General features: G+C 55.2%; 25 protein-coding genes. 22 read left to right on the top strand and 3 right to left on the bottom strand.

From position 1 onward, the window contains the following. Nucleotides 1-215: 215 nt before the first annotated feature. The 9 genes from secY to rplQ all read left to right on the top strand — a co-directional run bounded on the left by secY (nt 216) and on the right by rplQ (nt 6,054). Entirely contained in the window at nt 216-1,505 is a 1,290-nt protein-coding gene (gene secY / locus ACTOVJ_RS03195) for a preprotein translocase subunit SecY (RefSeq protein ID WP_449501225.1), read from the top strand. Next, nucleotides 1,502-2,077, top strand: coding sequence for an adenylate kinase (locus tag ACTOVJ_RS03190; protein ID WP_449501224.1), 576 nt, complete (start codon nt 1,502-1,504; stop codon nt 2,075-2,077). Before secY ends, ACTOVJ_RS03190 begins: the two co-directional genes overlap by 4 nt. Continuing rightward, nucleotides 2,077-2,916: a type I methionyl aminopeptidase gene (gene map, locus ACTOVJ_RS03185; protein ID WP_449501223.1), complete on the top strand. Its 840-nt coding sequence runs from the start codon at nt 2,077-2,079 to the stop codon at nt 2,914-2,916. The genes ACTOVJ_RS03190 and map overlap by 1 nt, the downstream gene beginning before the upstream one ends. A 229-nt stretch (nt 2,917-3,145) precedes the next feature. Next, complete coding sequence (gene infA / locus ACTOVJ_RS03180; protein WP_278013204.1) at nt 3,146-3,367, top strand: translation initiation factor IF-1; 222 nt, start codon at nt 3,146-3,148, stop codon at nt 3,365-3,367. Nucleotides 3,368-3,406: 39 nt separating this feature from the next. After that, nucleotides 3,407-3,520 (top strand): 50S ribosomal protein L36, encoded by a 114-nt coding sequence (gene rpmJ, locus ACTOVJ_RS03175; protein WP_278013205.1) that lies wholly within the window; start codon nt 3,407-3,409, stop codon nt 3,518-3,520. Between the two features lie 114 nt (nt 3,521-3,634). After that, nucleotides 3,635-4,003 (top strand): 30S ribosomal protein S13, encoded by a 369-nt coding sequence (gene rpsM, locus ACTOVJ_RS03170; RefSeq protein ID WP_449501222.1) that lies wholly within the window; start codon nt 3,635-3,637, stop codon nt 4,001-4,003. 50 nt (nt 4,004-4,053) lie between these two features. Continuing rightward, entirely contained in the window at nt 4,054-4,446 is a 393-nt protein-coding gene (gene rpsK, locus ACTOVJ_RS03165) for a 30S ribosomal protein S11 (protein ID WP_278013207.1), read from the top strand. 99 nt (nt 4,447-4,545) lie between these two features. Continuing rightward, nucleotides 4,546-5,547, top strand: coding sequence for a DNA-directed RNA polymerase subunit alpha (locus ACTOVJ_RS03160; RefSeq protein WP_449501221.1), 1,002 nt, complete (start codon nt 4,546-4,548; stop codon nt 5,545-5,547). 33 nt (nt 5,548-5,580) lie between these two features. Continuing rightward, complete coding sequence (gene rplQ, locus ACTOVJ_RS03155) at nt 5,581-6,054, top strand: 50S ribosomal protein L17 (protein ID WP_449501220.1); 474 nt, start codon at nt 5,581-5,583, stop codon at nt 6,052-6,054. Nucleotides 6,055-6,179: 125 nt separating this feature from the next. Here rplQ and ACTOVJ_RS03150 read toward each other — a convergent pair whose 3' ends face one another. Next, entirely contained in the window at nt 6,180-6,974 is a 795-nt protein-coding gene (locus tag ACTOVJ_RS03150) for an ROK family protein (protein ID WP_449501219.1), read from the bottom strand. On the opposite strand from ACTOVJ_RS03150, the gene truA reads away from it, so the two are divergent. The 4 genes from truA to glmM all read left to right on the top strand — a co-directional run bounded on the left by truA (nt 6,973) and on the right by glmM (nt 10,536). Next, nucleotides 6,973-7,878, top strand: coding sequence for a tRNA pseudouridine(38-40) synthase TruA (gene truA, locus ACTOVJ_RS03145; protein ID WP_449503735.1), 906 nt, complete (start codon nt 6,973-6,975; stop codon nt 7,876-7,878). The genes ACTOVJ_RS03150 and truA overlap by 2 nt on opposite strands. A gap of 207 nt (nt 7,879-8,085) precedes the next feature. Further along, nucleotides 8,086-8,529: a 50S ribosomal protein L13 gene (gene rplM, locus ACTOVJ_RS03140; RefSeq protein WP_278013212.1), complete on the top strand. Its 444-nt coding sequence runs from the start codon at nt 8,086-8,088 to the stop codon at nt 8,527-8,529. Nucleotides 8,530-8,566: 37 nt separating this feature from the next. Further along, entirely contained in the window at nt 8,567-9,052 is a 486-nt protein-coding gene (rpsI, locus tag ACTOVJ_RS03135) for a 30S ribosomal protein S9 (protein WP_449503736.1), read from the top strand. A 149-nt stretch (nt 9,053-9,201) separates the two neighbouring features. Beyond that, nucleotides 9,202-10,536, top strand: coding sequence for a phosphoglucosamine mutase (gene glmM, locus ACTOVJ_RS03130; protein WP_449501216.1), 1,335 nt, complete (start codon nt 9,202-9,204; stop codon nt 10,534-10,536). Between the two features lie 72 nt (nt 10,537-10,608). Here glmM and coaA read toward each other — a convergent pair whose 3' ends face one another. Next, entirely contained in the window at nt 10,609-11,529 is a 921-nt protein-coding gene (gene coaA, locus ACTOVJ_RS03125) for a type I pantothenate kinase (protein ID WP_449503737.1), read from the bottom strand. Nucleotides 11,530-11,695: 166 nt separating this feature from the next. Here coaA and glmS point away from each other — a divergent pair, with 166 nt between their 5' ends. From glmS to tsaD, 8 genes are all read left to right on the top strand, one after another. After that, complete coding sequence (gene glmS, locus ACTOVJ_RS03120) at nt 11,696-13,549, top strand: glutamine--fructose-6-phosphate transaminase (isomerizing) (protein ID WP_449503738.1); 1,854 nt, start codon at nt 11,696-11,698, stop codon at nt 13,547-13,549. A 101-nt stretch (nt 13,550-13,650) separates the two neighbouring features. Beyond that, nucleotides 13,651-15,150 (top strand): bifunctional ADP-dependent NAD(P)H-hydrate dehydratase/NAD(P)H-hydrate epimerase, encoded by a 1,500-nt coding sequence (locus ACTOVJ_RS03115; protein ID WP_449503739.1) that lies wholly within the window; start codon nt 13,651-13,653, stop codon nt 15,148-15,150. Beyond that, the gene (alr, locus tag ACTOVJ_RS03110) at nt 15,147-16,253 is read left to right on the top strand and encodes an alanine racemase (RefSeq protein ID WP_449501212.1); all 1,107 of its coding nucleotides are present in this window, start codon (nt 15,147-15,149) and stop codon (nt 16,251-16,253) included. The genes ACTOVJ_RS03115 and alr overlap by 4 nt, the downstream gene beginning before the upstream one ends. 28 nt (nt 16,254-16,281) lie before the next feature. Then, nucleotides 16,282-16,803 (top strand): tRNA (adenosine(37)-N6)-threonylcarbamoyltransferase complex ATPase subunit type 1 TsaE, encoded by a 522-nt coding sequence (gene tsaE, locus ACTOVJ_RS03105; RefSeq protein ID WP_449501211.1) that lies wholly within the window; start codon nt 16,282-16,284, stop codon nt 16,801-16,803. Beyond that, a complete protein-coding gene (locus tag ACTOVJ_RS03100; protein WP_449503740.1) occupies nt 16,800-17,642 on the top strand; it encodes a hypothetical protein in 843 nt (280 codons plus the stop codon). The genes tsaE and ACTOVJ_RS03100 overlap by 4 nt, the downstream gene beginning before the upstream one ends. After that, nucleotides 17,623-18,315: a tRNA (adenosine(37)-N6)-threonylcarbamoyltransferase complex dimerization subunit type 1 TsaB gene (tsaB, locus tag ACTOVJ_RS03095; protein ID WP_449503741.1), complete on the top strand. Its 693-nt coding sequence runs from the start codon at nt 17,623-17,625 to the stop codon at nt 18,313-18,315. Before ACTOVJ_RS03100 ends, tsaB begins: the two co-directional genes overlap by 20 nt. Continuing rightward, complete coding sequence (gene rimI / locus ACTOVJ_RS03090; RefSeq protein WP_449503742.1) at nt 18,312-18,797, top strand: ribosomal protein S18-alanine N-acetyltransferase; 486 nt, start codon at nt 18,312-18,314, stop codon at nt 18,795-18,797. Before tsaB ends, rimI begins: the two co-directional genes overlap by 4 nt. Nucleotides 18,798-18,842: 45 nt before the next feature. Continuing rightward, nucleotides 18,843-19,892 (top strand): tRNA (adenosine(37)-N6)-threonylcarbamoyltransferase complex transferase subunit TsaD, encoded by a 1,050-nt coding sequence (tsaD, locus tag ACTOVJ_RS03085; protein ID WP_449501207.1) that lies wholly within the window; start codon nt 18,843-18,845, stop codon nt 19,890-19,892. 39 nt (nt 19,893-19,931) lie between these two features. Here the strand turns inward: tsaD and ACTOVJ_RS03080 are convergent, their stop codons facing one another. Further along, nucleotides 19,932-21,113, bottom strand: a complete 1,182-nt coding sequence (locus ACTOVJ_RS03080; RefSeq protein WP_449503743.1) for a class I SAM-dependent methyltransferase — start codon at nt 21,111-21,113, stop codon at nt 19,932-19,934. A 168-nt stretch (nt 21,114-21,281) separates the two neighbouring features. Here ACTOVJ_RS03080 and groES point away from each other — a divergent pair, with 168 nt between their 5' ends. After that, complete coding sequence (gene groES / locus ACTOVJ_RS03075) at nt 21,282-21,578, top strand: co-chaperone GroES (protein ID WP_449501205.1); 297 nt, start codon at nt 21,282-21,284, stop codon at nt 21,576-21,578. Nucleotides 21,579-21,661 lie beyond the last annotated feature (83 nt).

The raw sequence follows: 21,661 nt of genomic DNA, 5'->3' as shown, positions 1-21,661 counted from the left end.
GATGGGGTTCGCACTTAGTGCGAACCCCATCTTTATTGTGAAAGTGCACGATCTCTATTGTGAAGATCAAGAAACGTTCTCAGGGAGTGAGATACGCCGCCCAATCTTCTCAAGGACGTGTGCAATTCCTCGTTGCCGGGTATAGTCTTTTCTTGGCGCTCTGTGCGCCGTTACAGAGCCCCGCCACGAGTGGCCACAATCCAGGAGGAGATTCCTTGTTTAGAGCGCTAGTGTCTGCATTCCGCACGCCGGATCTGCGGCGAAAGCTGCTGATCACGATCCTCATCATGGTGATCTATCGCTTCGGTACCTATGTCCCTGCGCCGTATGTCTCATACAAAAATGTTGAGACATGTTTGACGCAAGCTGGTACTGCAGATCTTCTTGCCATGATGAATATCTTCGCTGGCGGTGGCCTACTGAAACTTTCAGTGTTTGCGCTTGGTATCATGCCTTACATCACATCGTCGATTATCGTCCAGCTGATGCGCGTGGTTATTCCTCGTTTCGAGGAGCTTCATAAAGAAGGCCAGACTGGTCAGAATAAGCTGACGGAGTACACTCGTTATCTCACGGTATTCCTAGCAATTGTCCAGTCATCTGTGTTTGCATCGGTTGCTGCCTCTGGTCAGCTTTTTCAAGCCTGCCAGCTTCCCGTGGTTCCGGATTCGAGCCCGTTCCGACTCCTGATGATCATCCTGGCGATGACTGCTGGAACGACCCTCGTGATGTGGCTTGCGGAAGTGATCACTGAACGTGGCATTGGCAATGGTATGTCTCTGTTGATTTTCACCGGCATTGCAGCGAATTTCCCCGCTCTCCTCGGACAGGTGTACCAGGGCAACGGTGGTCTGACCTGGATGATCCTGGTTATTGTCATGTTCCTCGTGATTACTGCTGTGGTTGTCTACGTTGAGTCCTGCCAGCGTCGTGTCCCCGTTCAGTATGCGAAGCGGGTGATTGGCCGTCGCACATACGGAGGCACTTCAACCTACATTCCGATCAAGATTAATATGGCAAACGTGATCCCCGTGATCTTTGCGTCGTCCATCTTGTCGTTGCCACAGATGATTGCTCAGTTTGGAAACCAAAACTCCACCTGGGTTGCATGGGTGCATAATAACTTCACCTACCAGTCCTTCTGGTACATCCTCACCTACGTCGTGCTGATCATCTTCTTCTCGTTCTTCTACACGTCGATTACTTTCAATCCAGAAGAGATCTCGGACAACATGAAACGCTACGGTGGCTTTATCCCAGGTATCCGCGCCGGCGCACCAACGGCGGATTATTTGCGTTACGTTGTTCGTCGCATTAATTGGGTCGGAGCGATTTATCTTGCGATCGTTGCGCTGATTCCGCAGATCGTCTTCGCCCGCATGGGCGTTCAAGGTGCTGCTTTCGGTGGCACGTCAATTATCATTCTCGTTGGAGTGGGTCTGCAGACCGTTAAGGACATTAACGCCCAGCTCCAGCAGCGTCATTATGAAGGATTCTTGCGATGACTCGTCTTATTCTCGTTGGCCCTCCTGGTGCAGGTAAGGGCACACAGGCAACATTCATTTCCGAAGCGTTGTCAATTCCCGCCATCTCCACGGGTGCCATTTTCCGAAAGAATATGTCTGAGGGAACTGAGCTGGGGAAGAAGGCTCAGGAATACACGTCGAAGGGAAACCTCGTTCCAGACGAGATTACTGATGCGATGGTTCGCGATCGTCTTGCGCAAGATGACGCAAAGGACGGCTTCCTCCTCGACGGCTACCCTCGTAATCTCGCCCAGGTTGACGCATTGGATGCGATGCTGGCGGAAAAGGACGAGGTAATCGACGTCGTCGTTGAAATTGCCCTCCCGGATGAGGATATCGTTGGCAGACTTCTGAATCGTGCACAACTTGAGGGACGTGCTGACGATACTGAAGAGGTCATCAAGCACCGCATTGAGGTCTACCATGCCGAGACTGCTCCACTCGTTGATGTCTATGCAAAGCGCGGACTTGTTCTCGAAGTGGATGGTAGCGGAACTATCGAAGACGTGACTGAACGCATCCTGTCTGCGTTGGAAGAGCGTCTTGCCTGATGCGCGTGCGCGACAAGATTGAATATAAGACAGACGACCAGTTTCGCGCGATGCGCGAGGCTGGTCTCGTCGTAGCACGAATCCATCAGGCTCTGCGTGAAAACGTGCGCGCGGGCGTGACAACCAAAGAGCTCGACGACGTCGCTTTGCAGGTTCTCAATGAAGCTGGTGTGAAGTCGAACTTCTTCGGATACTACGGATACCCGGCGCAAACGTGTATTTCAGTGAATTCGACGATCGTGCACGGCATCCCGAACGACTACGTTTTACAACCTGGAGATCTTGTTTCCTTTGACTGCGGAGCGGTCGTGAATGGATGGAACGGCGACGCTGCGTTTTCAGTAGTGTTGCCTGGGGGAGATCCTCAGGTGCAAGTTGACCGTCAGCGGTTGTGTGCTCAGACCGAGGAATCGATGTGGGTTGGTATTGCGGCGATGGCTCAGGGGCGTTTCGTCGGCGATATTGGTGAAGCGATTGACGACTACGTCATGTCACTTCCCTCCAGTGAACGGCCTGATATCGTCCTCGATTATGTTGGCCACGGAATTGGGACGTCAATGCACTTGCCTCCCGACGTGCCGAACTACAACACAGGGGATCGTGGGCCACGACTGAAGCCGGGAATGGCGTTGTGTATCGAGCCTATGCTGACTGCCGGCAAGCAGGACAATAGAACGCTTTCGGATAATTGGACAGTGGTGACCATTGACGGCAAGGATGCGTGTCATTGGGAGCATGAAGTCGTCCTCCACGAAGGTGGCATCTGGGTGATTACTTCTCCCGACGGCGGTGCAAGTGAGCTTGCACGTTTCGGAGTCGATGTTGCTCCTCTCGATTGAGATGTATCGGGTGGCAGGGTTTCCTGCCACCCGATTGTTTTTTCTTTGAGTGACAGGGGTCCTCTCAAGAGGCGCTGACGAAGGATAGGTAGTGACGCGCTCCACCGTATCGCCACTTTTCAAAACAAAGTATCCGGGCGTAAACTTATCTATTGGTGCATTCTGCGTGCAGGATCACTCACTGTTCCATCGGGGCAGTGCCAAATTGCAATCAACGTAAGCGGAGAATATGGCGAAAAAAGAAGGCGTCATCGAGGTAGAAGGTACGGTCGTTGAGGCTTTGCCTAATGCGATGTTTCGAGTCGAGTTGGAGAACGGGCACGTCGTGCTCGCTCACATTTCTGGCAAGATGCGCCAGCACTACATCAAGATTCTTCAAGAGGATCGTGTGGTCGTAGAGATGACTCCCTACGATCTGTCTCGTGGCCGAATCGTCTACCGCTACAAGTAAAACTCCGCCTTTCGAGGCGGGCAAGGAAGAACGACAACTATGAAGGTCAAGCCGTCTGTTAAGAAGATCTGCGAAAACTGCAAGATCATTCGCCGGCATGGTCGCGTCATGGTCATCTGCGACAATCCGCGACACAAGCAACGTCAGGGCTGAAACTGACATTTTGAAAGAGGCATTGCAGGCGAAAGCCAACCCTCGGTCCGAAGGCCGGGGCCCATTTGGGAAGCAATGTTCCACACCTTCGGAAGAAAAATAGGAGCCAACACAATGGCACGTCTCTCTGGAGTTGATCTCCCTCGCGAAAAGCGTATCGAGGTTGCTCTCACCTACATTTTCGGCATTGGACACACTCGCGCGGTTGAGACTCTCGCCGCTACCGGTGTCAACCCTGATACCCGCGTTAAGGATCTCACTGAGGATGAGCTCGTCAAGCTGAAGAATCACATTGACGAGTCCTACAAGGTCGAAGGCGATCTTCGACGTGAGATCCAAGCGGACATCCGCCGCAAGATCGAAATCGGTTCTTACCAGGGCCGTCGTCACCGCTTGGGCCTGCCGGTTCACGGTCAGCGCACGAAGACCAATGCTCGTACCCGTAAGGGGCCGAAGCGTACGGTTGCGGGTAAGAAGAAGTAGTAGTTCCGCTTTTTAGCGAGAATCGACGATATTCAGGAGTATTGACAAAAATGCCACCAAAGTCTCAGAACCGGTCGCGCCGCAACCTTCGTAAGAACGTCGGCAACGGCCAGGCTCATATCAAGTCCACCTTCAACAACACGATCGTTTCGATCACCGACACCAAGGGCGAAGTTATTGCTCAGGCATCGTCGGGCATGGTCGGCTTCAAGGGTTCGCGTAAGTCGACCCCATACGCAGCTCAGCTTGCTGCTGAGAATGCCGCACGCCGCGCAATCGAGCAGGGCGTGAAGAAGGTTGACGTTTTCGTGAAGGGTCCGGGTTCAGGCCGAGAGACCGCTATTCGTTCGCTGACCGCCGCTGGTCTGGAGGTGACGTCGATTTCGGACGTGACCCCTCAGGCTCATAATGGCGTTCGTCCGCCCAAGCGCCGTCGCGTTTGATCCACTGGCCTTCGGGCTTTTCCTCGGCGGCGCCGCCGCCACTTGAGAGGATCGTGTAATAGGCGTCATATAGTGGGCGTCATGTGAAAGGAAAACATAGTGATCATTGAACAGCGTCCAGTGCTGCGTGAGGAGCAGCTGTCCGACACCCGCTCTCGCTTCACTCTTGAGCCGCTTGAGCCGGGCTTCGGATACACGCTTGGCAATTCGCTCCGTCGTACCCTTCTGTCCTCGATCCCGGGAGCTGCTGTGACCTCCGTCCATATTGACGGTGTGCTTCACGAGTTTTCGACTATTGAGGGAGTTAAGGAAGACGTTGCTGAGATCATTCTGAACATCAAGGATCTCGTTATTACCTCAGAAAACGATGAGCCTGTTCAGATGTACCTGCGCAAGGCAGGCCCGGGTCAAGTTCTTGCCTCCGATATCACTCCGCCGGCAGGCGTGGAGATCCACAATCCGGATCTCGTGCTTGCCACGCTCAATGAGAAGGGCAAGATTGAAGTGGACCTCACGGTGGAGCGTGGCCGCGGCTACGTCTCTGCTTCGCTGAACAAGTCCCCGGATGACGAGATCGGCCGTATTCCGGTTGATTCGATCTACTCGCCCGTGGTCAAGGTTTCCTACAAGGTTGAGGCAACTCGAGTTGGTCAGCGCACCGACTTCGATAAGCTCATCGTTGACATCGAGACAAAAGCTTCAATGCTTCCGCGCGACGCATTTGCGTCTGCTGGCAAGACCCTTGTTGAGCTGTTCGGTCTGACGACCGAACTGAACGAGGAAGTTGAAGGACTGGAACTGAAGGAAGCTCCAGTTGTCGAGACACAGTCGTCTGATCTTGCCCGCCCGATCACGATTCTCAATCTCCCGGCGCGTTCACAGAACTGCCTGCAGCGCGAGGGAATCCACACGATTGGCGAACTTGTTCAGCGTTCGGAGGCCGACCTGCTCGATATTCGTAACTTCGGTGCGAAGTCGATCGAGGATGTCAAGGATGAGCTTGCAAAGCTCGACCTCCACCTGAAGGATTCTCCGGCCGGCTTCAATGCTGGTTTCGGTGATGACAATTACGCCATGTTCAGCGACGATTCGCAGGCTTGAGCCCGCGAGAAATACTTTTAATAGGAGAACATCATGCCGAAGCCCGCAAAGGGTCCGCGCCTGGGAGGATCCCCGGCGAACGAGCGCAAGATCATTGCAAACCTCTGCAAGGCGCTCATCACCAACGAGTCTGTTGTGACCACTGAGACTCGCGCGCGTCGCGTGCGTCCGTACATCGAGAAGCTCATCACGAAGGCGAAGAAGGGCGATACCCACAACCGTCGTCTCGCGTTGCGTACTCTTGGTGATCGCGAAGTTGCCTATATCCTCTTCGAAGAGCTTGCTCCTAAGTTCGAGGGGCGCAATGGTGGCTACACACGTATCGTCAAACTTGCTCACCGTAAGGGTGATAATGCGCCTATGGCCGAGATCTCCCTCGTTACCGAGAAGGTTTCGCCGAAGCCGTCCAAGAAGAAGGTCGCTCAGGAGGCAACTCCTGCCACGTCGACTGAGGCAGAAGAATCTGCCTCTTCGGAGTCCTCAGCATCGGCTGAGTCCGCCGAGTGATGTGACGTAAGGGTGTGGGTCGGAAGGAAATCCTTCCGACCCACACCCTTACTCTTACTATTCAAGATGAGCTGGGAGGTCAAAATTATGAGCGGGCTGGCTTCCCATCAGCAGCATCAGCAGCATTAGTGCTCAGCGCTGAGCACGGTTGTGGGATGAGGAGTTGCCATCGACCATGCGCGTACACCTCCCGAAGTACCCGCCATGTTTGGCACAAAAATTGCGGGCGTCAGGCGTGCTCGGACTGACTCAGTAATCCGCGCAGCATTCCCTCCGCCGATATACAGCTGATCCCAACGAAATACGGGCATGAGCGAGTCGATAGCTTTCAGCACTCGTCGCGACCACGCGGAATCACCGAGACGAAGACGCTCTGCCTCACCGACCACATCATCGTAGGTCAGACCCCACTTCATCGGAGCATGAGAGATCTCGAGATGTGGAGCGAGACGTCCGTTGTCGAGAAATGCTGTTCCGAGCCCAGTGCCGAGTGTCATGACAAGTTCGAGCCCATGACCGCGAACAACACCCGCTGCGGCAACTTCGGCGTCGTTGAGTACTAGAACAGGGACGCCAAAGCGTCGTTCAAGTGCTGTTTGCAGATCGAGACCATTCCATGCCTCTTCGAGCGGCGGTAGTGGCCGAGTGTGCGGGCCTGAGCGCCGGATATAGTGCGGGGTGTAGACGACGACTCCGTGTCGGATCATTCCCGGCAGACCCACTGTGATCCGGGTAAATGCTCCATGCGTCTGTCCATGATCGGCGATAATCTCAATGAGGTCATCAGGGGAAAAGGGATAGGGAACCGGCGTTCGTAGAGAATCGCCGATTTGGAAACCTCCGCTGTTGAGTAAAGCAGATTTGATTCCGCCGCCGCCGCAGTCGACGGTCAACGTAAGTTCGTGGGAAACTTCTGTCATGGATTCGACGGTATCGCACACAACCAGAATTCGCATTGATTGCGCTTATGACGGTGCGGCTTTTCACGGTTGGGCTCGCCAACCGCAGTTGCGCACGGTTCAAGGTGTCCTCGAGGAGGCTCTTGAGCGAATCTTGCGAGTGCCAATCACTTTGACTGTCGCTGGACGTACTGATGCTGGCGTTCACGCTAGTGGTCAGGTCGCACATTTCGATGTGTCGTCAACCACATGGCAAGCGTTGCCCGGTCGCTCCACATTTTCTCCAGCGCAGTCACTCGTGCGTCGGCTCAATGCTCTCACCGCGGCAGGAGCCAGGGGAGCAGGGATTCCGGGTTACACCGACGTCGTTGTGACAGGTGTACAGGAAGTGCCGGAAACATTCGATGCCCGTTTTTCTGCTTTATGGCGAGCGTATACCTATCGAATGGCTGAGGGTCCGCGTGCCTGGGATCCTAAACGGCGTGATGTGCTGTGGCTACCAGGAGAATTGGATATCGATGCTATGAATCGGGCTGCCCAAACTATTGTCGGTGAACACGATTTCTTGTCATTTTGCCGTCCACGGGAAGGGGCTTCGACTGTGCGGACACTTCATGAATTGCGCTTTGAGCGTGCCGATTCCCTCCTGCTTGGGTATGCGCGTGCCGATGCGTTCTGCCATTCACAGGTGCGCACGCTCATGGGGACAATGATCGAGGTCGGCCGTCACGCCCGTTCAGAAGAGTGGCCGCTCGAACGGCTCAAGGCTGCCTCTCGTGATGGTGAGGTGGTTGTTGCACCTCCTCACCCCCTCACGCTTGAAGAGATCGGATATCCACGAGAAAAGGACTATGGAACGCAGGCCACATTGGCGCGCAGATTCCGCGGGCCGACGTCGGAAAACGTCGGCAATTTCGGGGAATGAATCCGCTCACAGCCACACCTTTCCTTTGACGGGGCAACATGAACCGACTACAGTGGGTAAATGCTGTGGAAACTCATGCGTTGATGCTAATTCCCACTCGTCGCGCGAGAGCTTCCCACCGTTAACTTTGACCAGGGGTAAACCGCTTTGAAATAAGCCATTTTTGAAGCGTGACGCCCACGATTAACAGAAACGAAGGCTACGCAAGTGCGCACTTATACACCGAAGCCCGGGGACGTTGAGAAGAAGTGGTATGTCATTGACGCCACCGATATCGTCCTTGGCCGTCTGGCAGCTCAAGTTGCCAACCTGCTCCGTGGGAAGCACAAGCCCAACTTCGCTCCGAACGCTGACACCGGCGATTTCGTCATCGTGATCAACGCCGAGAAGGTGGCGCTCACGGGTGCAAAGCTCGAACAGAAGAAGGCTTACCACCACTCCGGTTTCCCGGGTGGTTTGAAGGCTACGTCCTACGCCGAACTCCTGGAGGAGAATCCGGAGAAGGCTGTCATGAAGGCTGTCGCGGGCATGGTCCCGAAGACCACCCTCGGACGTCAGCAGCTGACCAAGCTCAAGGTTTACCGCGGTGCGGAGCATCCGCATGCTGCTCAGCAGCCGGAGGCCTACGAGCTCAAGCAGGTCGTTCAGTAAGGCCCGGGCGCTGCCCGCAAGATTTTAAGGAGAAGCTGTGGCTGAAACCACTGCAACTGAAGAGTTCGAGGAGACCCCGACCTCGTACACTACCGTGAGCGAAACTGAGCTCACGGGTCAGGGCGCTTCGCTAACGGCTCCGGGCGCAGGCCTGGGTCGCCGTAAGGAAGCAATTGCCCGTGTCCGCCTCGTGTCGGGCACTGGCGAATGGAAGATCAACGGTCGCACACTTGAGGAGTACTTCCCGAACAAGCTGCACCAGCAGCTCGTGCATTCGCCGTTTGTTCTTCTGGACATCGAAGGCCGTTTTGACGTGATTGCCCGCATTAACGGCGGCGGTACGTCCGGTCAGGCAGGCGCTCTGCGTATGGGTATTTCCCGTGCGCTTAATGAGATCGATCGCGAGGCGAATCGTCCGGCACTGAAGAAGGCTGGCTTCCTCACTCGCGATGCTCGTGCAGTCGAGCGTAAGAAGGCAGGTCTCAAGAAGGCTCGTAAGGCTTCGCAGTTCTCGAAGCGCTGATCGATACCGATCACTTTCAAAAAGCATCCCCGCCTCGGCGGGGATGCTTTTCTTTTTGTGGTTTGGGTTTGCTCCGGCTTTCCTGGTCACGCCAGTGACAGCGAAGTGGAATAATAGCAGTGTTATAAAAACTTAGTGAAGGAGGCGTTATGGCTCGCATGTTCGGTACAGACGGCGTTCGCGGCCTGGCGAATAAGGACATCACTGTTGATTTAGCGGTGAAGCTAGGCGAGGCCGGTGGTCGTGTCCTAGCGAAAGGTGTTGAAGGCAGACGTCCAAAGGCAATTATTGGCCGTGATACGCGTCAGTCCTCGCCAATGCTCTCGCACGCTCTCGGCGCTGGTCTTGCAGCGGCCGGTATCGACGTGGAACATGCCCGTGAAATTCCGACTCCGGGTATCGCCTACCTCACTGCGGAAAAGGGGTATGACCTTGGCGTGGTGATTTCGGCATCGCACAATGCAATGCCGGATAACGGTATTAAGTTTATTTCCTCCAATGGATTCAAGCTTGATGATTCACTCGAAGATGAGATCGAAGCTGTCTTGGGTCAAGAATGGGAACGTCCAACCGGCGAAGGGGTTGGCCGGGTAACTGAAAACGCTGTAGTGACGGATCGCGCGTACATGGATCACCTCGTGTCGTGCGGTGCCCCGCTGAACGGTCTGCGTATCGCCTTAGACTGCGCTAATGGTGCGGCATCCGAAGTTGCACCGACAGTGTTCCGTGAGCTTGGTGCCGACGTCGTCGTGATCAACGCTGAACCTGATGGCCGTAATATTAATCTCAACGCCGGTTCCACCCACCCAGAGGCTCTTCAGGCAATGGTCGTGGCTTCCGGAGCAGATATGGGATTCGCATTCGATGGTGATGCAGATCGATGCCTTGCTGTTGATGAAGACGGCAACATGGTCGACGGAGATCAGATCATGGGTTTGCTTGCTGTTGACCTGCATGAACAGGGAAAGCTTGTAAACGACACCCTTGTGATCACGGTCATGAGTAACCTCGGTCTGCGCTTGGCGATGAAGGAAAAGGGCATCAATGTCGCGATTACCGGTGTCGGCGATCGTTACGTTCTCGAAGAGATGTTGGACAAAGGCCATGTGCTCGGTGGTGAACAATCAGGCCACGTCATCGATCTTGAGTACGCGACTACCGGCGATGGGACGCTCACAGCGATTCTCGTGTCATCCATTGTCGCCCGCAAGGGTGCGCCAAAGCTTTCCGAGCTTGTCAGCTTCGTTAAGCGTTTACCACAAACTCTGATCAACGTGCGAGGAGTGGATAAGACCGCAACAGACAGGATTGCCGACGAAGTCGCGCAAGCTGAGAAGGAACTCGGTGAAACGGGACGCGTGCTCTTACGTGCGTCGGGAACTGAGCCTCTCGTTCGTGTGATGGTTGAGGCAGCGACACAGAAGCAAGCTGATGATGTCGCCAAGCGTCTGGCAGCTGTTGTAGAAGAGAAATTGGCTTTGTAACACACAGCAACGACAGCAACGCGCCGACGTCGGCAGGACAAACTTCCGACGTCGGCGCGTTGTATCGCTGTATTAGATCCGCTTGAGGTGAACTTTCTCGATGCGATGGTTTTCACCCTTTGTCAGAATGACCGTGGCGCGGGGCCGGGTGGGAGCGATGTTTTCCCGTAGATTCGGCAGGTTAATGGCGCGCCAGATATCGCGCGCGGTGGATACTGCCTGCTCATCAGAGAGCCCAGCGTAGGTCGTGAAATACGAACGTGGATCAGAAAATGCTGTGTCGCGCAGTTTCAAGAATCGATCCACGTACCATTCTTCGAGACTCGTTTCTGGGGCATCGAGGTAAATGGTGAAATCAAAGTAGTCGTAGACCCCAGCATATTGGCCGGTAGAATCCAACTTCGCTGGCTGGAGGAGTGTCAGCCCTTCGACAATGAGGATATCCGGTTGAGACACCGTGATCGTTTCCTCAGGCACAATATCGTAGGAGATGTGATCGTATACCGGAACTTCGGCGTCTCGCCCGGATTTGATCGTGTCAAGGAAGCGCGTCAGTGCCCCAGGAATGTAAGACTCGGGGAAACCTTTGCGTCCCATGAGCCCGCGAGCTTCGAGCTGCGCGTTGGGCATGAGGAACCCATCGGTAGGCACGAGAGCAACATGTGGTGTGCCAGGCCAACGTGAGAGTAATTCGCGCAAGAGACGTGCAGAGGTTGATTTTCCAACAGATACGGAGCCGGCAATACCGACGATAAATGGAGTGCGGGTCTGGGAAAAACCGAGGAATTCTTTTGCTCGTGAAAAGAGTGCCCCTTGGGCTTGTGCGTACATCTGGATAATTGCAGCCAGCGGACGGTAAATCGCATCTGCCTCGGTCAGCGAGATAGGGTCTCCAAGGGATGAGAGCCGAGTGAGATCTCGATCTGTCAGAGGAAGGGCAGTAGACGATGCAAGGTCTGCCCATTGATCGTGGTCAAAAGTCACGTATGGCATGACATAAGTGTGGCATGTTTTCAGTGCCCGAGGCTGGTGGAGTGGCGTGAATGCGCGTTACATTTGCCACGTTGATGACATGAAATTCGTGACGCTTCGCCGTCGGAAACATTCTGTGAGTCGTCTGTCGCAGAACTTTTGGCATATTCAACGTATATTTTGTGGCATGTGTGGAATCGTTGGATATATTGGCCAGTCTGTTTCGGCTCGCCCACTCGCTGTTGTTCTTGAAGGTCTGTCACGTCTGGAATACCGAGGCTATGATTCGGCTGGCGTTGCTATTGCCACAGGCGGCAGCGTTGATCTGCGTAAAAAGCAGGGGCGTGTGGACAACCTGCGCCACTCGCTTGAAGAACTGCCCTTAGGAGAAGGGACAGCCGCCATTGGCCATACCCGTTGGGCTACACATGGTGTGCCGAGCGATCGTAACTCGCATCCACATGCGTCTGCTGATGGCAAAGTCGCCATCGTTCACAACGGAATTATCGAAAACTACCGTTCGCTTCGTCAGGAACTGGAATCCAACGGTATCACCTTCGCCTCCGACACAGATTCGGAGGTTATCGCCCATCTCATGGCTGGACAACTCGCCGACGGTGTAGACATCACAGAAGCAATGCGTCGCGTGGCTTTGCGCTTGGAAGGCTCATTTGCCACGGTTGCTGTGAGCGCTGAACACCCCGACGTCCTGGTAGGAGCGCGCCGAAATTCTCCACTCGTGATTGGGCTAGGTGACGGAGAGAACTTCGTTGGTTCGGACGTTGTCGCCTTCGTCGGCTCGACAACGAAGGCGATGGAAATCGACCAAGACCGCATCGTCACCGTGCACGCCGACAAGGTTGACATCCGTGATTTTGACGGAAACCTGGTGAAGGGGAAGACATACGAAGTCGAATGGAACGCTGAAATGGCGATGCATGACGGCTACGACACCTACATGGATAAGGAAATCCATGAACAACCCACCGCAGTGGCCGAGACGTTGCGCGGACGCATGGTGGATGGCGCCCTGACGTTGGATGAACTGCGTATCCCTGAGGAAGAACTGCGAAGCGTTGACAAGATCATCGTTGTCGCATGTGGAACTGCGGCTTACGCGGGGCACGTCGCCAAGTACGCAATCGAGCATTGGTGCCGAATTGGTGTCGAAGTCGAGCTTGCTCACGAGTTTCGCTACCGCGATCCCATCCTCACGCCCCGAACACTCGTTGTCGCAATTTCGCAGTCGGGGGAGACCATGGACACGCTGATGGCGATTCGCCATGCTCGTGAGCAAGGTTCGAGCGTATTGTCAATTGTCAATACCTACGGTTCGACCATTGCCCGTGAATCGGACGCTGTTTTGTACACCCACGCCGGTCCCGAAGTTGCTGTTGCGTCCACGAAGGCATTCACTGCGCAGATTACGGCCACATATCTGCTCGGCCTCTACCTCGCCCAACTGCGTGGAAATAAATTCCCTGACGAAGTCAGGACGTATCTCGATGAACTCGCCCTCATGCCTGAGCGTATCGAAGCAGTGCTGGATCAGGAAGAAAAGATCAAAGGCTTGGCAAACGAGATGCAGGACGCTGACTCAATTCTTTTCCTCGGGCGCCATGTCGGGTTCCCGATTGCGCTCGAAGGCGCTCTGAAGCTCAAGGAACTTGCCTACATTCACGCTGAAGGGTTCGCAGCTGGAGAGCTCAAGCATGGACCAATTGCTTTGGTTGAGGAGGGTCTGCCAGTGTTTTTCATCGTGCCGACTCCACGTCGTCCGCTTCTGCATTCGAAGGTGATCTCCAACATTGCTGAGATTCGCGCCCGTGGTGCTCGTGTTGTCGCGATCGCAGAGGAAGGCGATAGCGCAGTGGATGACATTTCAGAATTTGTTATTCGCGTTCCGCGTTCCACCCCGACGTTGATGATGCCGCTGGTGACGGTTGTCCCGTTACAGATCTTCGCTGGTGCGCTCGCGATGGCAAAGGGATATGACGTTGATAAACCCCGTAACCTGGCAAAGTCAGTTACCGTGGAATAAAAGGTCATCAGAGCGCCGGCATTGACGTGATACCGGCGCTCTGTCGTTCACAGATAGAACGAGCACTCATTTTTGTCATGCCCGAGGGTTAGGCTTGAGATATGGACAGATCGTATCTACCTCATGATGTTGTCGTGGCGGAAAAGCCTCTTCTTGATGCTGGTGAGCCGTTGATGGCGCTGGCATCGTTTGCGTGCGCGCAGGCAGTGATAGCGGATCTCCACCGACGTGGTGCGCGGGTGAGCGGTTCGACAATACTTGTCCTAGCTGGACGTGGAAACAACGGAGGTGATGCTCTGTTCGCGGGCGCCGCACTTGCACGGCGCGGAGCCCAGGTGAGAATCGCTCATTGCCCTGGTGCTCATAGGGAGGGGTTAGCTGCCGCACTTGCCAATGGGGCACGAGCCTATGAAATCGGAGATTCCCCCAGCGACTGTGCACGTCTGCGCGATCTTGCCGCCTGGGGTAGGACATGGATCGATGGCCTGTTAGGGATCGGGTCAACTGGTGCTGCACGCGCACCTATCTCCACCTGGATTGAGGTTCTCACCCATGAACGCGTGATCAGCCCTGACGAGCCGCGTGTCGTGGCAGTTGATGTCCCCAGTGGAGTGGATGTTGCCACAGGACGCGTGCCCGGTCCAGCCCTGCGTGCTGATGTCACTGTTGCGATGGGCGTGAGAAAACCTGCGCATCTACTGCCGCCGGCGTCGTCTTACAGCGGAAGAATCGTTGACGTTCCGCTCGGAATCGAGTCGTCTCTTCCTCACCCCCCTTACGTGTGTTCTTTGTCCGACGCCGACGTCGCTGACATGTGGATGATTCCGGGGGAGCATGACCACAAGTACACTCGCGGTGTACTGGGGATGCTCACCGGATCTGATCGTTACCCGGGGGCGGCCTTACTCGGAATTGCAGGGGCACTTGCTGTGGGGCCGGGAATGGTTCGCTATGTTGGCTCTGTGGACGTCACATCCCGTTTTCCTGAAATAGTGACAGAATCTGGGCGTGTGCAGGCCTGGGTGATCGGATCTGGGCTTGATGTGTTTGACGATGCTCGACAGATTCTTCGCAATGCTCGAGCCGATTTTCTCCCAGTAGTGCTTGACGCGGGTGCTGTCGCGCTCGCGGCTGAGGAGGACTTACCGGAAGTAACAGTCCTGACCCCACATGCTGGCGAGCTATCGTCACTACTCGGACAGCTGGGTGAACCAATGAGCCGCCGTGATATTGAAGCGCAGCCTATGGAAGCCGCGCGTCTGGCGGCGGAAAAGACGGGTGCAATCGTCGTCGCCAAAGGGAATGTTGATGTGATTGTTCCGCCGACAGGTGTGTCGTACGCTCAGGGTGGTGCCCCGGGGTGGCGTGCCGTTGCCGGAGCTGGAGACACATACGCGGGGATGATCGGTGGGCTTCTTGCGGGGCTCTCGCCAAGCCGTGAAAACGCTGCTTGGGGAGCGGCAGCTGCATCACATATTCATGCTCGTGCAGCGTTGCGTGCTTCGCGTGCCGCGGGGCGGATTGGACACCCTATCCGGGCTTACGAGATCGCCGGTGCCATAAGCGACGTTATTGATGCGATTTTGAATGGAGAATCATGAGTTATCCTTCACGCGCGTATATTTCGAAGAGCGCGTTCCTGCATAACCTCGATATCGCACAGAGTTTTGGGCCGGCGATGGCGATCGTCAAAGCTAATGCATATGGGCATGGAATTGAATTCATTTCTCGTTGGGCTCTCGGTGCGGGAGTGGAGTGGTTCGGTGCTGCACAACTTGAGGAGGCGATGCATCTGCGTCACCTTGTCGGTCCCGGGCCACGCGTCTTTACATGGATCTATTCCCCTGGAGCGAACCTGCGTGGCGCAATCGAGAACAGAATCGATATTAGTGTCGGCAGTTCGTGGGCGCTGACGGAGCTTGTTGACGCGGCGCGTCAGGCGGGAATACCGGCTCAAGTGCATATTGAAGTTGACACCGGAATGGCGCGCGGTGGTGTGTGTCCCCAAGAGGTCGACGCGATCGCGCGTCGGCTACTCGCCTACGAAGCAGAAGGCGCGATCGAGATCGTCGGGTTGTGGAGCCACCTAGCAAATGCTGACAGTATTGATCCAGGGCCAACGCTGGCACAGATCGAAGAATTCGAAGCGGCGCGATCGATTTTCTCAGGGCACGGACTTGTGCCGCGTATGTGTCACCTGGCTGCTTCAGGCGGTGCGCTGTGGTTTCCCCAAGCACGGTACGATATGGTTCGCACGGGGATCATTCTCTATGGGCTTTCACCGAATATTGATCGTGCCAGTGCATCTGAGCTGGGACTTGAACCAGTGATGCGTCTCGAAGCCAATGTCATGGCTGTGCGTGACGTTCCTGAACACACGGGTATTTCCTACGGTCACACTGAAGTGACCACACATCCAACACACTTGGCAGTTGTTCCATTGGGGTATGGGGATGGGATTCCGCGGTCGGCGTCGCGTAACGCCTACGTTTGCGTGAATGGCCAGCGAGCGAAAATTATGGGAACAGTGTGTATGGATCAGTTCATGGTTGAAGCACCAGGTGTCGAAGCAGGTCAAACTGTGGTGCTCTTTGGAGGTGCTCAAACACCAACCGCGGATGAATGGGGACGCGCTGCTGGGTCGATTGGATATGAGATAGTCACCAGGATTGGGCCGAGGGTGGCACGTATCCCTGAGCTCTAACGTAGAATACATAAGCGAAAGGAGAGAGATGGTTTCTCTACTGGTTCCCCTCGCCGCCGATATTCAGGCGGTTGGATATGCAATTGGACAAGCATCTCAGGCTGGCGATCTTGTGATGCTCAACGGACCACTCGGTGCTGGCAAAACGACGATGACACAGGGTATCGCGCGCGGCCTCGGAATTGACGGCGCAGTTGCCAGCCCGACATTTGTTATTGCACAGATTCATCATGGTCGTATTGATTTAGTTCATGTTGACGCTTACCGGCTCAATTCGATTGAAGAGATCGACGCGCTCGATCTGGATACTTCGCTTGAAGAGTCTCTCACTGTCGTTGAGTGGGGGAGTGGCAAGGTTGAAATGTTGGCAGAGGATCGCCTTGAGATTCAGATCGTGCGTCCTGAAGGATCCGATGCAGGCGAAGAAGTTGACGACTTGTACGAAGATGCTCCTCGCACACTGACCTTCATCACTCATGGCACTCGCTCTGCACAACTTGCTGATGCGGTGCTTGCTGACGAGCGAGTTCAGGCTCTAGAACGCCGATGAAAATCGTGGCGTATGTGTTGGTGCTCCTGGGATTGTTCCCAGGAGCAGGGTCGACATTCGCCCTCGATGTTCCACCTGCTGCTGACATCGCGCATTGGTTTGAAAACGATGGGCTACGCGAATCGGAGCGTCAAGCGCCGTCTGTATTCGGAGTTGCTGCAGATAGCCCAACAATTATCACGGTGGGCGCTCCGAAGCGTTCTTTCCGGTTCTCTGGATCGGGTTCAAACGCACAAGTGGTGCAGACAAATAATTGGGTTGCACCAGTGTCGAAGAACGGTGCAGTGGTTGGTGCGATCGAAGCGAATTTCGATGATCGTCGTCCCAAGGCGATTACGGTCAGTGCAGACGTTCGTTTGGGTAGTGCCGCGGGAAGTCCGCAGACGCGTTTGGTTGCTGACTCGGAACTCGACGCGTGGTTTTCGCTGGGCGATCAGGAGATTTCCCCAGCGTCGAAAACAGGTGCTGAACTCGTACTCGGTGAGATCCCACTCAAAGAGTTTCTTGCTAATCGCGGCGCTCTTGCAGGAGAAAAAAGGCAACACTTAACCTCGGGTAGTCCAACCGACGAGTCTAAAGATGGCCATTCACTCCTTGCAATGATCACTGTGGGGTGGGGCGTCGGCCTCCTGGTGGTCTTTTCTCTGCTGTGGTTACGCTGGGATCTCAACCACCGTGAAAAGCTTGAGAAATTGCCGCAGGCGGTGCTACCTCCCGAGCCTGAGCCTGCTCACGATAAGCCGTCGTTCAAAGATGCCGCCCCGAAGGTCGCTGTTTATCAGCTGCCACGTACAAATGAGAATGTGGAAAAGGAAAATAATGACAATCCTGACGATTGATACCTCTGCCGGTATTTCTATCGGCCTGGTGGGAGAGAATTTTGACGTTCTTTCCGCGATTCATGAAACAGATTCACGCCACCATGCTGAGCATCTTGCTCCGTTCGTTGCCAAAGTATTGGCAGAGGCCGGTGTTGAGCGCCCCGACCTCATCGTTGCCGGTACCGGTCCAGCCGCATTCACCGGCTTGCGTGCTGGCTTGATGACAGCCCGTGCGCTATCGCGTGGATGGGGAGTTCCCCTTGAAGGAGTCTCGTCGCTGGAAGTTTTGGCACGTGCAGCGGCTGATTCCGGGGCTCAAGAAATCGTCAGCATTATTGACGCACGCCGTAAGGAAGTCTACGCGTTGCGCGCACGTCCGATGGGAGCAGACGACGTCGCCGTGCTTACTCCAGCACGCGTCCTCAAACCTGCTGTTCTTGTTCAAGAACTGGAACAGGAATCGGCAGTGCTCGCTTCTCCTTCACAGGATCTGTTTGAATCTGAACTTGGCGAACGTGTCGTTGTTTTCGCTGATCCGGCGGTAATGGCACGTCTGGATGCCTCGCGCAGGTCGCGTGTCGAAGCGGGTGAGGAACTGGATTTGGGGACAGAGCCACAGTATTTGCGTCGCCCTGATGTACACGGTGGGGCACACGCCCAACCACAGGCTGAAGGCAACCCGTACCAGTGATTTTCCGCCCGGTTCGCGCTGGCGATGCTGCGCGTCTTGCACGTTTTGATCGCGCTATCTTCGGATCTGACGCGTGGCCATTGCTCGTGTGGCAACACGTGGTCGGAGCATCAGGTCAGCTCTACCTCCTCGCTGAGAGCGAACCTGAGCTCGGACAACCCGCCGGCGATATTGTGGCGTTAGGCGGCGTGGGTTTCGGCCCGGATGCCGAAATCTTGACGATCGCTGTCGCTCCTCAGGCACGGGGTCAAGGTCTTGGCCGGCAGCTCCTCGACAATCTCATTAATGCAGCGTGGTCCGATGGCAGTGAAGCAATCTTTCTTGAAGTGCGTTCGCGTGGGATGGCAGCACAACGGCTGTATGAACGAGCTGGTTTCACGGTGGTGGGTCGGCGAAAGAACTATTACTCCGATGACGATGCCCTCATTATGAAGCTTGAGGCGCCGGCGTCGGGAGATGAGATAAAAAGCAGTGAAAGGTGAGCGTGCGTGCCATGGAAAAAGAGCATGGTGCGGGCGCGGTAGGATATGAGTGTGGAAAAACTAGTTTTAGGAATTGAATCTTCCTGCGATGAAACCGGTGTTGCATTGGTTCGTGGTGGGGAACTTCTTGCGGATGTGACGGCCACGTCAATGGATGAATTTGCACGTTTTGGCGGCATTATTCCGGAGATCGCCTCACGTGCGCACCTGCAGTCGTTTGTGCCGACTCTCAACGCAGCGCTCGAAAAGGCGGGTGTGTCCCTTGAGGATGTCGATGCCATTGCTGTGACTGCTGGCCCGGGTCTGGTTGGATCGCTCACGGTGGGCGTTTCGGCTGCAAAGGCTCTTGCGCTTTCGCTGGGAAAGCCGTTGTATGGTGTTAACCACATCATCGGACACATCGCCGTCGATCAACTGGTTCATGGTGAATTTCCCGATAAGTTCGTCGGACTTGCTGTGTCAGGCGGGCACTCCCACCTGATGCTCGTCAATAACATTGCAACCGATGTGAAAGAACTTGGGGGCACACTTGATGATGCCGCAGGTGAGGCTTTTGACAAGGTTGGTCGCCTGCTCGGTACACCGTATCCGGGCGGCCCGCATGTTGATAAATTGGCTCAGGCAGGTGATCCAACGGCCATTCGTTTCCCGCGTGGGCTGTCAAAGGGCAAAGACAAGGTGAATCACCCTTACGATTACTCTTTCTCAGGTTTGAAGACTGCTGTTGCTCGCCATATTGAGGGCACTCTTGCGCGTGGAGAAGAACTTCAACGCGAAAATATCTCGGCGGGTTTTCAAGAGGCTGTTGCCGATGTTCTCACAGCAAAGGCATTCCAAGCCTGCGAAGATTTCGGTTGTGACACGCTGGTTATTGGTGGAGGTTTCTCAGCAAACTCGCGCTTGCGGTCGATGGCTCAGGAACGTGCTGCTCAGCATGGAGTGACAGTACGAATTCCTCCCATTCGCTACTGCACTGATAACGGTGCCATGATCGCTGCGCTCGGATACTCGTTAGCGATGGCTGGCGTGGAACCAAGTGATTTAGGCATCACCGTAGATACTGGGCTGTCGCGAGACGTTATCGTCGTACGATGAGTGTGTTGGAGGGGCGTACGTGGTACGCCCCTCCAACACTTAGACTCGTTCAGCCACGATTGCCCGATGCTTGCCCAAAAGTGGAGAGAGAATGATCGTGGCAGAACCGGGACGTTTCACGTCGAGTTTCAGTTTCTTTCGCAGAGTCTCGGGGACGACGTCAGTGCCCCGTTTTTTAATTTCGACCCGCCCGATATCTCTCTGAGTCAAGGCACGGCGAAGTGCTTTGACATCGAAGGGGAGAACGTCAAGCACTCGAAAACACGATAAGAATCCCGAGCTAACCTTGCCACCAGTGAGGTAAGCAATCGCATGGGAGACCGGCGCTAACCCGAGGTGATCAGCAAGTGAGGCAACCGATCCCGATCGAATAATCGCAGGATCGGGTTCGTACAGGTATTCTCCGAGCTCTTGTGGTGGTAGCATCGGAGCCTCGCGGGTTGGGTCGTCGACGTGGGGATCCCACGTCTGTACATCGTCTGAGAGGACGAGCGCTTCACGTCCGGGTTGTTCTGCCAATTCTCCCAGCCAAATCACTGCCTCCACCAGTTCTCCGCCGTCGGAAATCCATGTTACTCGGGAATCTTGGGGTAGGTGCTGATAATCGATCCCCGGGGCAACTTTGATCCCTGCGGCTCGAAACATCCGCGCGATCGAGATTGCTGTGCTGAGCGATGGCATCCATTGGTCAGGAGAAGTCAACCGCTTTCCGTTCGCTCGCCGTGCAGGATCCAGCCAGACAGCATCAGTCCCAAACGAGGGCAGATCGAGCGAGAATGCGTCGCCGCGATAGACCTTTGTCGTGGGAAACTGGGCGAGGTTGAAGGATGCTGCCGCAGCGGCGTCGGGAGAAATGTCAATAGCGGTGACATCCATTCCAAGCCCAGAAAAGGCGAGGGAATCGCCGCCGATGCCACAACCGACGTCTAAAATGCTCCTGATGCCGACGTCGCGAAAACGCTTGGCATGGTGGGCTGATACCCGCAACCTGGTAGATTGCTCTAACCCATCAGGAGTGAACATCATCGACTGAGCGAATGGCCCAAACTTCGCTGTGGCTGCTGCGCGTAAACGAGCCTGAGTTAGTGCTGCTGAGACAAGCTCAGGCGCGTATCCCTCGTTGCGTAGACGCTGAGTCAGTGAGAAAACGTTGGCAGCATCGTAGTCACCAATTGCTTCAAGGAGGGCGATACCTTGTGGGGATAGGAGGGAAGAAATCACGTTCTCTATCCTGCCATGTTTCAGCGCGTTCGCGCCCGGCGATGAGTTGGCACTCGCATTGACCGAGTGCCAAAATCAGCCTAATCTAGGAAGTGTTCTGGGAGTGAGGTGACCCCCGCGACGGCGCCCCGTTCCACCAAAAGTTGACAAGACAAAGGAGGAATCCGAATGTCGGTTTCCATTAAGCCGCTTGACGATCGCATCGTCATCCGTCAGGTTTCTGCTGAGCAGACCACAGCCTCCGGCCTGGTCCTTCCCGATACTGCGAAGGAAAAGCCGCAGGAAGGCGAAGTATTGGCAGTCGGCCCGGGTCGCGTGGATGACAATGGCAACCGTGTTGCTATGGACGTCAAGGTGGGCGACAAGGTCATTTACTCGAAGTTCGGTGGTACCGAGGTCAAGTATGGTGATGATGAGTTCATCATCCTCTCTCAGCGTGATGTTCTGGCGGTAGTCGAGCGCTGATCTTTTTGCGTAAAAGAAGTGGGGGGTGACCCCAGCTGGTGCACCCCATGATTTATGTGTTTTGTTTAAATATTGGGTGTGGG

Source organism: Arcanobacterium sp. (ex Cirak et al. 2026), assembly GCF_053585065.1.
Note: the sequence above shows the minus strand (reverse complement) of the source record. Positions and strands in the feature narration are given on the sequence as shown.

What these genes read in the sequence shown, in the direction of transcription:
- ACTOVJ_RS03190 (WP_449501224.1), top strand. Translation starts at nt 1,502, where the DNA reads ATGACTCGTCTTATTCTCGTTGGCCCTCCTGGTGCAGGTAAGGGCACA.
- map (WP_449501223.1), top strand. Translation starts at nt 2,077, where the DNA reads ATGCGCGTGCGCGACAAGATTGAATATAAGACAGACGACCAGTTTCGC.
- infA (WP_278013204.1), top strand. Translation starts at nt 3,146, where the DNA reads ATGGCGAAAAAAGAAGGCGTCATCGAGGTAGAAGGTACGGTCGTTGAG.
- rpmJ (WP_278013205.1), top strand. Translation starts at nt 3,407, where the DNA reads ATGAAGGTCAAGCCGTCTGTTAAGAAGATCTGCGAAAACTGCAAGATC.
- rpsM (WP_449501222.1), top strand. Translation starts at nt 3,635, where the DNA reads ATGGCACGTCTCTCTGGAGTTGATCTCCCTCGCGAAAAGCGTATCGAG.
- rpsK (WP_278013207.1), top strand. Translation starts at nt 4,054, where the DNA reads ATGCCACCAAAGTCTCAGAACCGGTCGCGCCGCAACCTTCGTAAGAAC.
- rplQ (WP_449501220.1), top strand. Translation starts at nt 5,581, where the DNA reads ATGCCGAAGCCCGCAAAGGGTCCGCGCCTGGGAGGATCCCCGGCGAAC.
- truA (WP_449503735.1), top strand. Translation starts at nt 6,973, where the DNA reads ATGGATTCGACGGTATCGCACACAACCAGAATTCGCATTGATTGCGCT.
- ACTOVJ_RS03150 (WP_449501219.1), bottom strand. Translation starts at nt 6,974, where the DNA reads ATGACAGAAGTTTCCCACGAACTTACGTTGACCGTCGACTGCGGCGGC.
- glmM (WP_449501216.1), top strand. Translation starts at nt 9,202, where the DNA reads ATGGCTCGCATGTTCGGTACAGACGGCGTTCGCGGCCTGGCGAATAAG.
- coaA (WP_449503737.1), bottom strand. Translation starts at nt 11,529, where the DNA reads ATGCCATACGTGACTTTTGACCACGATCAATGGGCAGACCTTGCATCG.
- glmS (WP_449503738.1), top strand. Translation starts at nt 11,696, where the DNA reads ATGTGTGGAATCGTTGGATATATTGGCCAGTCTGTTTCGGCTCGCCCA.
- ACTOVJ_RS03115 (WP_449503739.1), top strand. Translation starts at nt 13,651, where the DNA reads ATGGACAGATCGTATCTACCTCATGATGTTGTCGTGGCGGAAAAGCCT.
- alr (WP_449501212.1), top strand. Translation starts at nt 15,147, where the DNA reads ATGAGTTATCCTTCACGCGCGTATATTTCGAAGAGCGCGTTCCTGCAT.
- tsaE (WP_449501211.1), top strand. Translation starts at nt 16,282, where the DNA reads ATGGTTTCTCTACTGGTTCCCCTCGCCGCCGATATTCAGGCGGTTGGA.
- ACTOVJ_RS03100 (WP_449503740.1), top strand. Translation starts at nt 16,800, where the DNA reads ATGAAAATCGTGGCGTATGTGTTGGTGCTCCTGGGATTGTTCCCAGGA.
- tsaB (WP_449503741.1), top strand. Translation starts at nt 17,623, where the DNA reads ATGACAATCCTGACGATTGATACCTCTGCCGGTATTTCTATCGGCCTG.
- tsaD (WP_449501207.1), top strand. Translation starts at nt 18,843, where the DNA reads ATGAGTGTGGAAAAACTAGTTTTAGGAATTGAATCTTCCTGCGATGAA.
- groES (WP_449501205.1), top strand. Translation starts at nt 21,282, where the DNA reads ATGTCGGTTTCCATTAAGCCGCTTGACGATCGCATCGTCATCCGTCAG.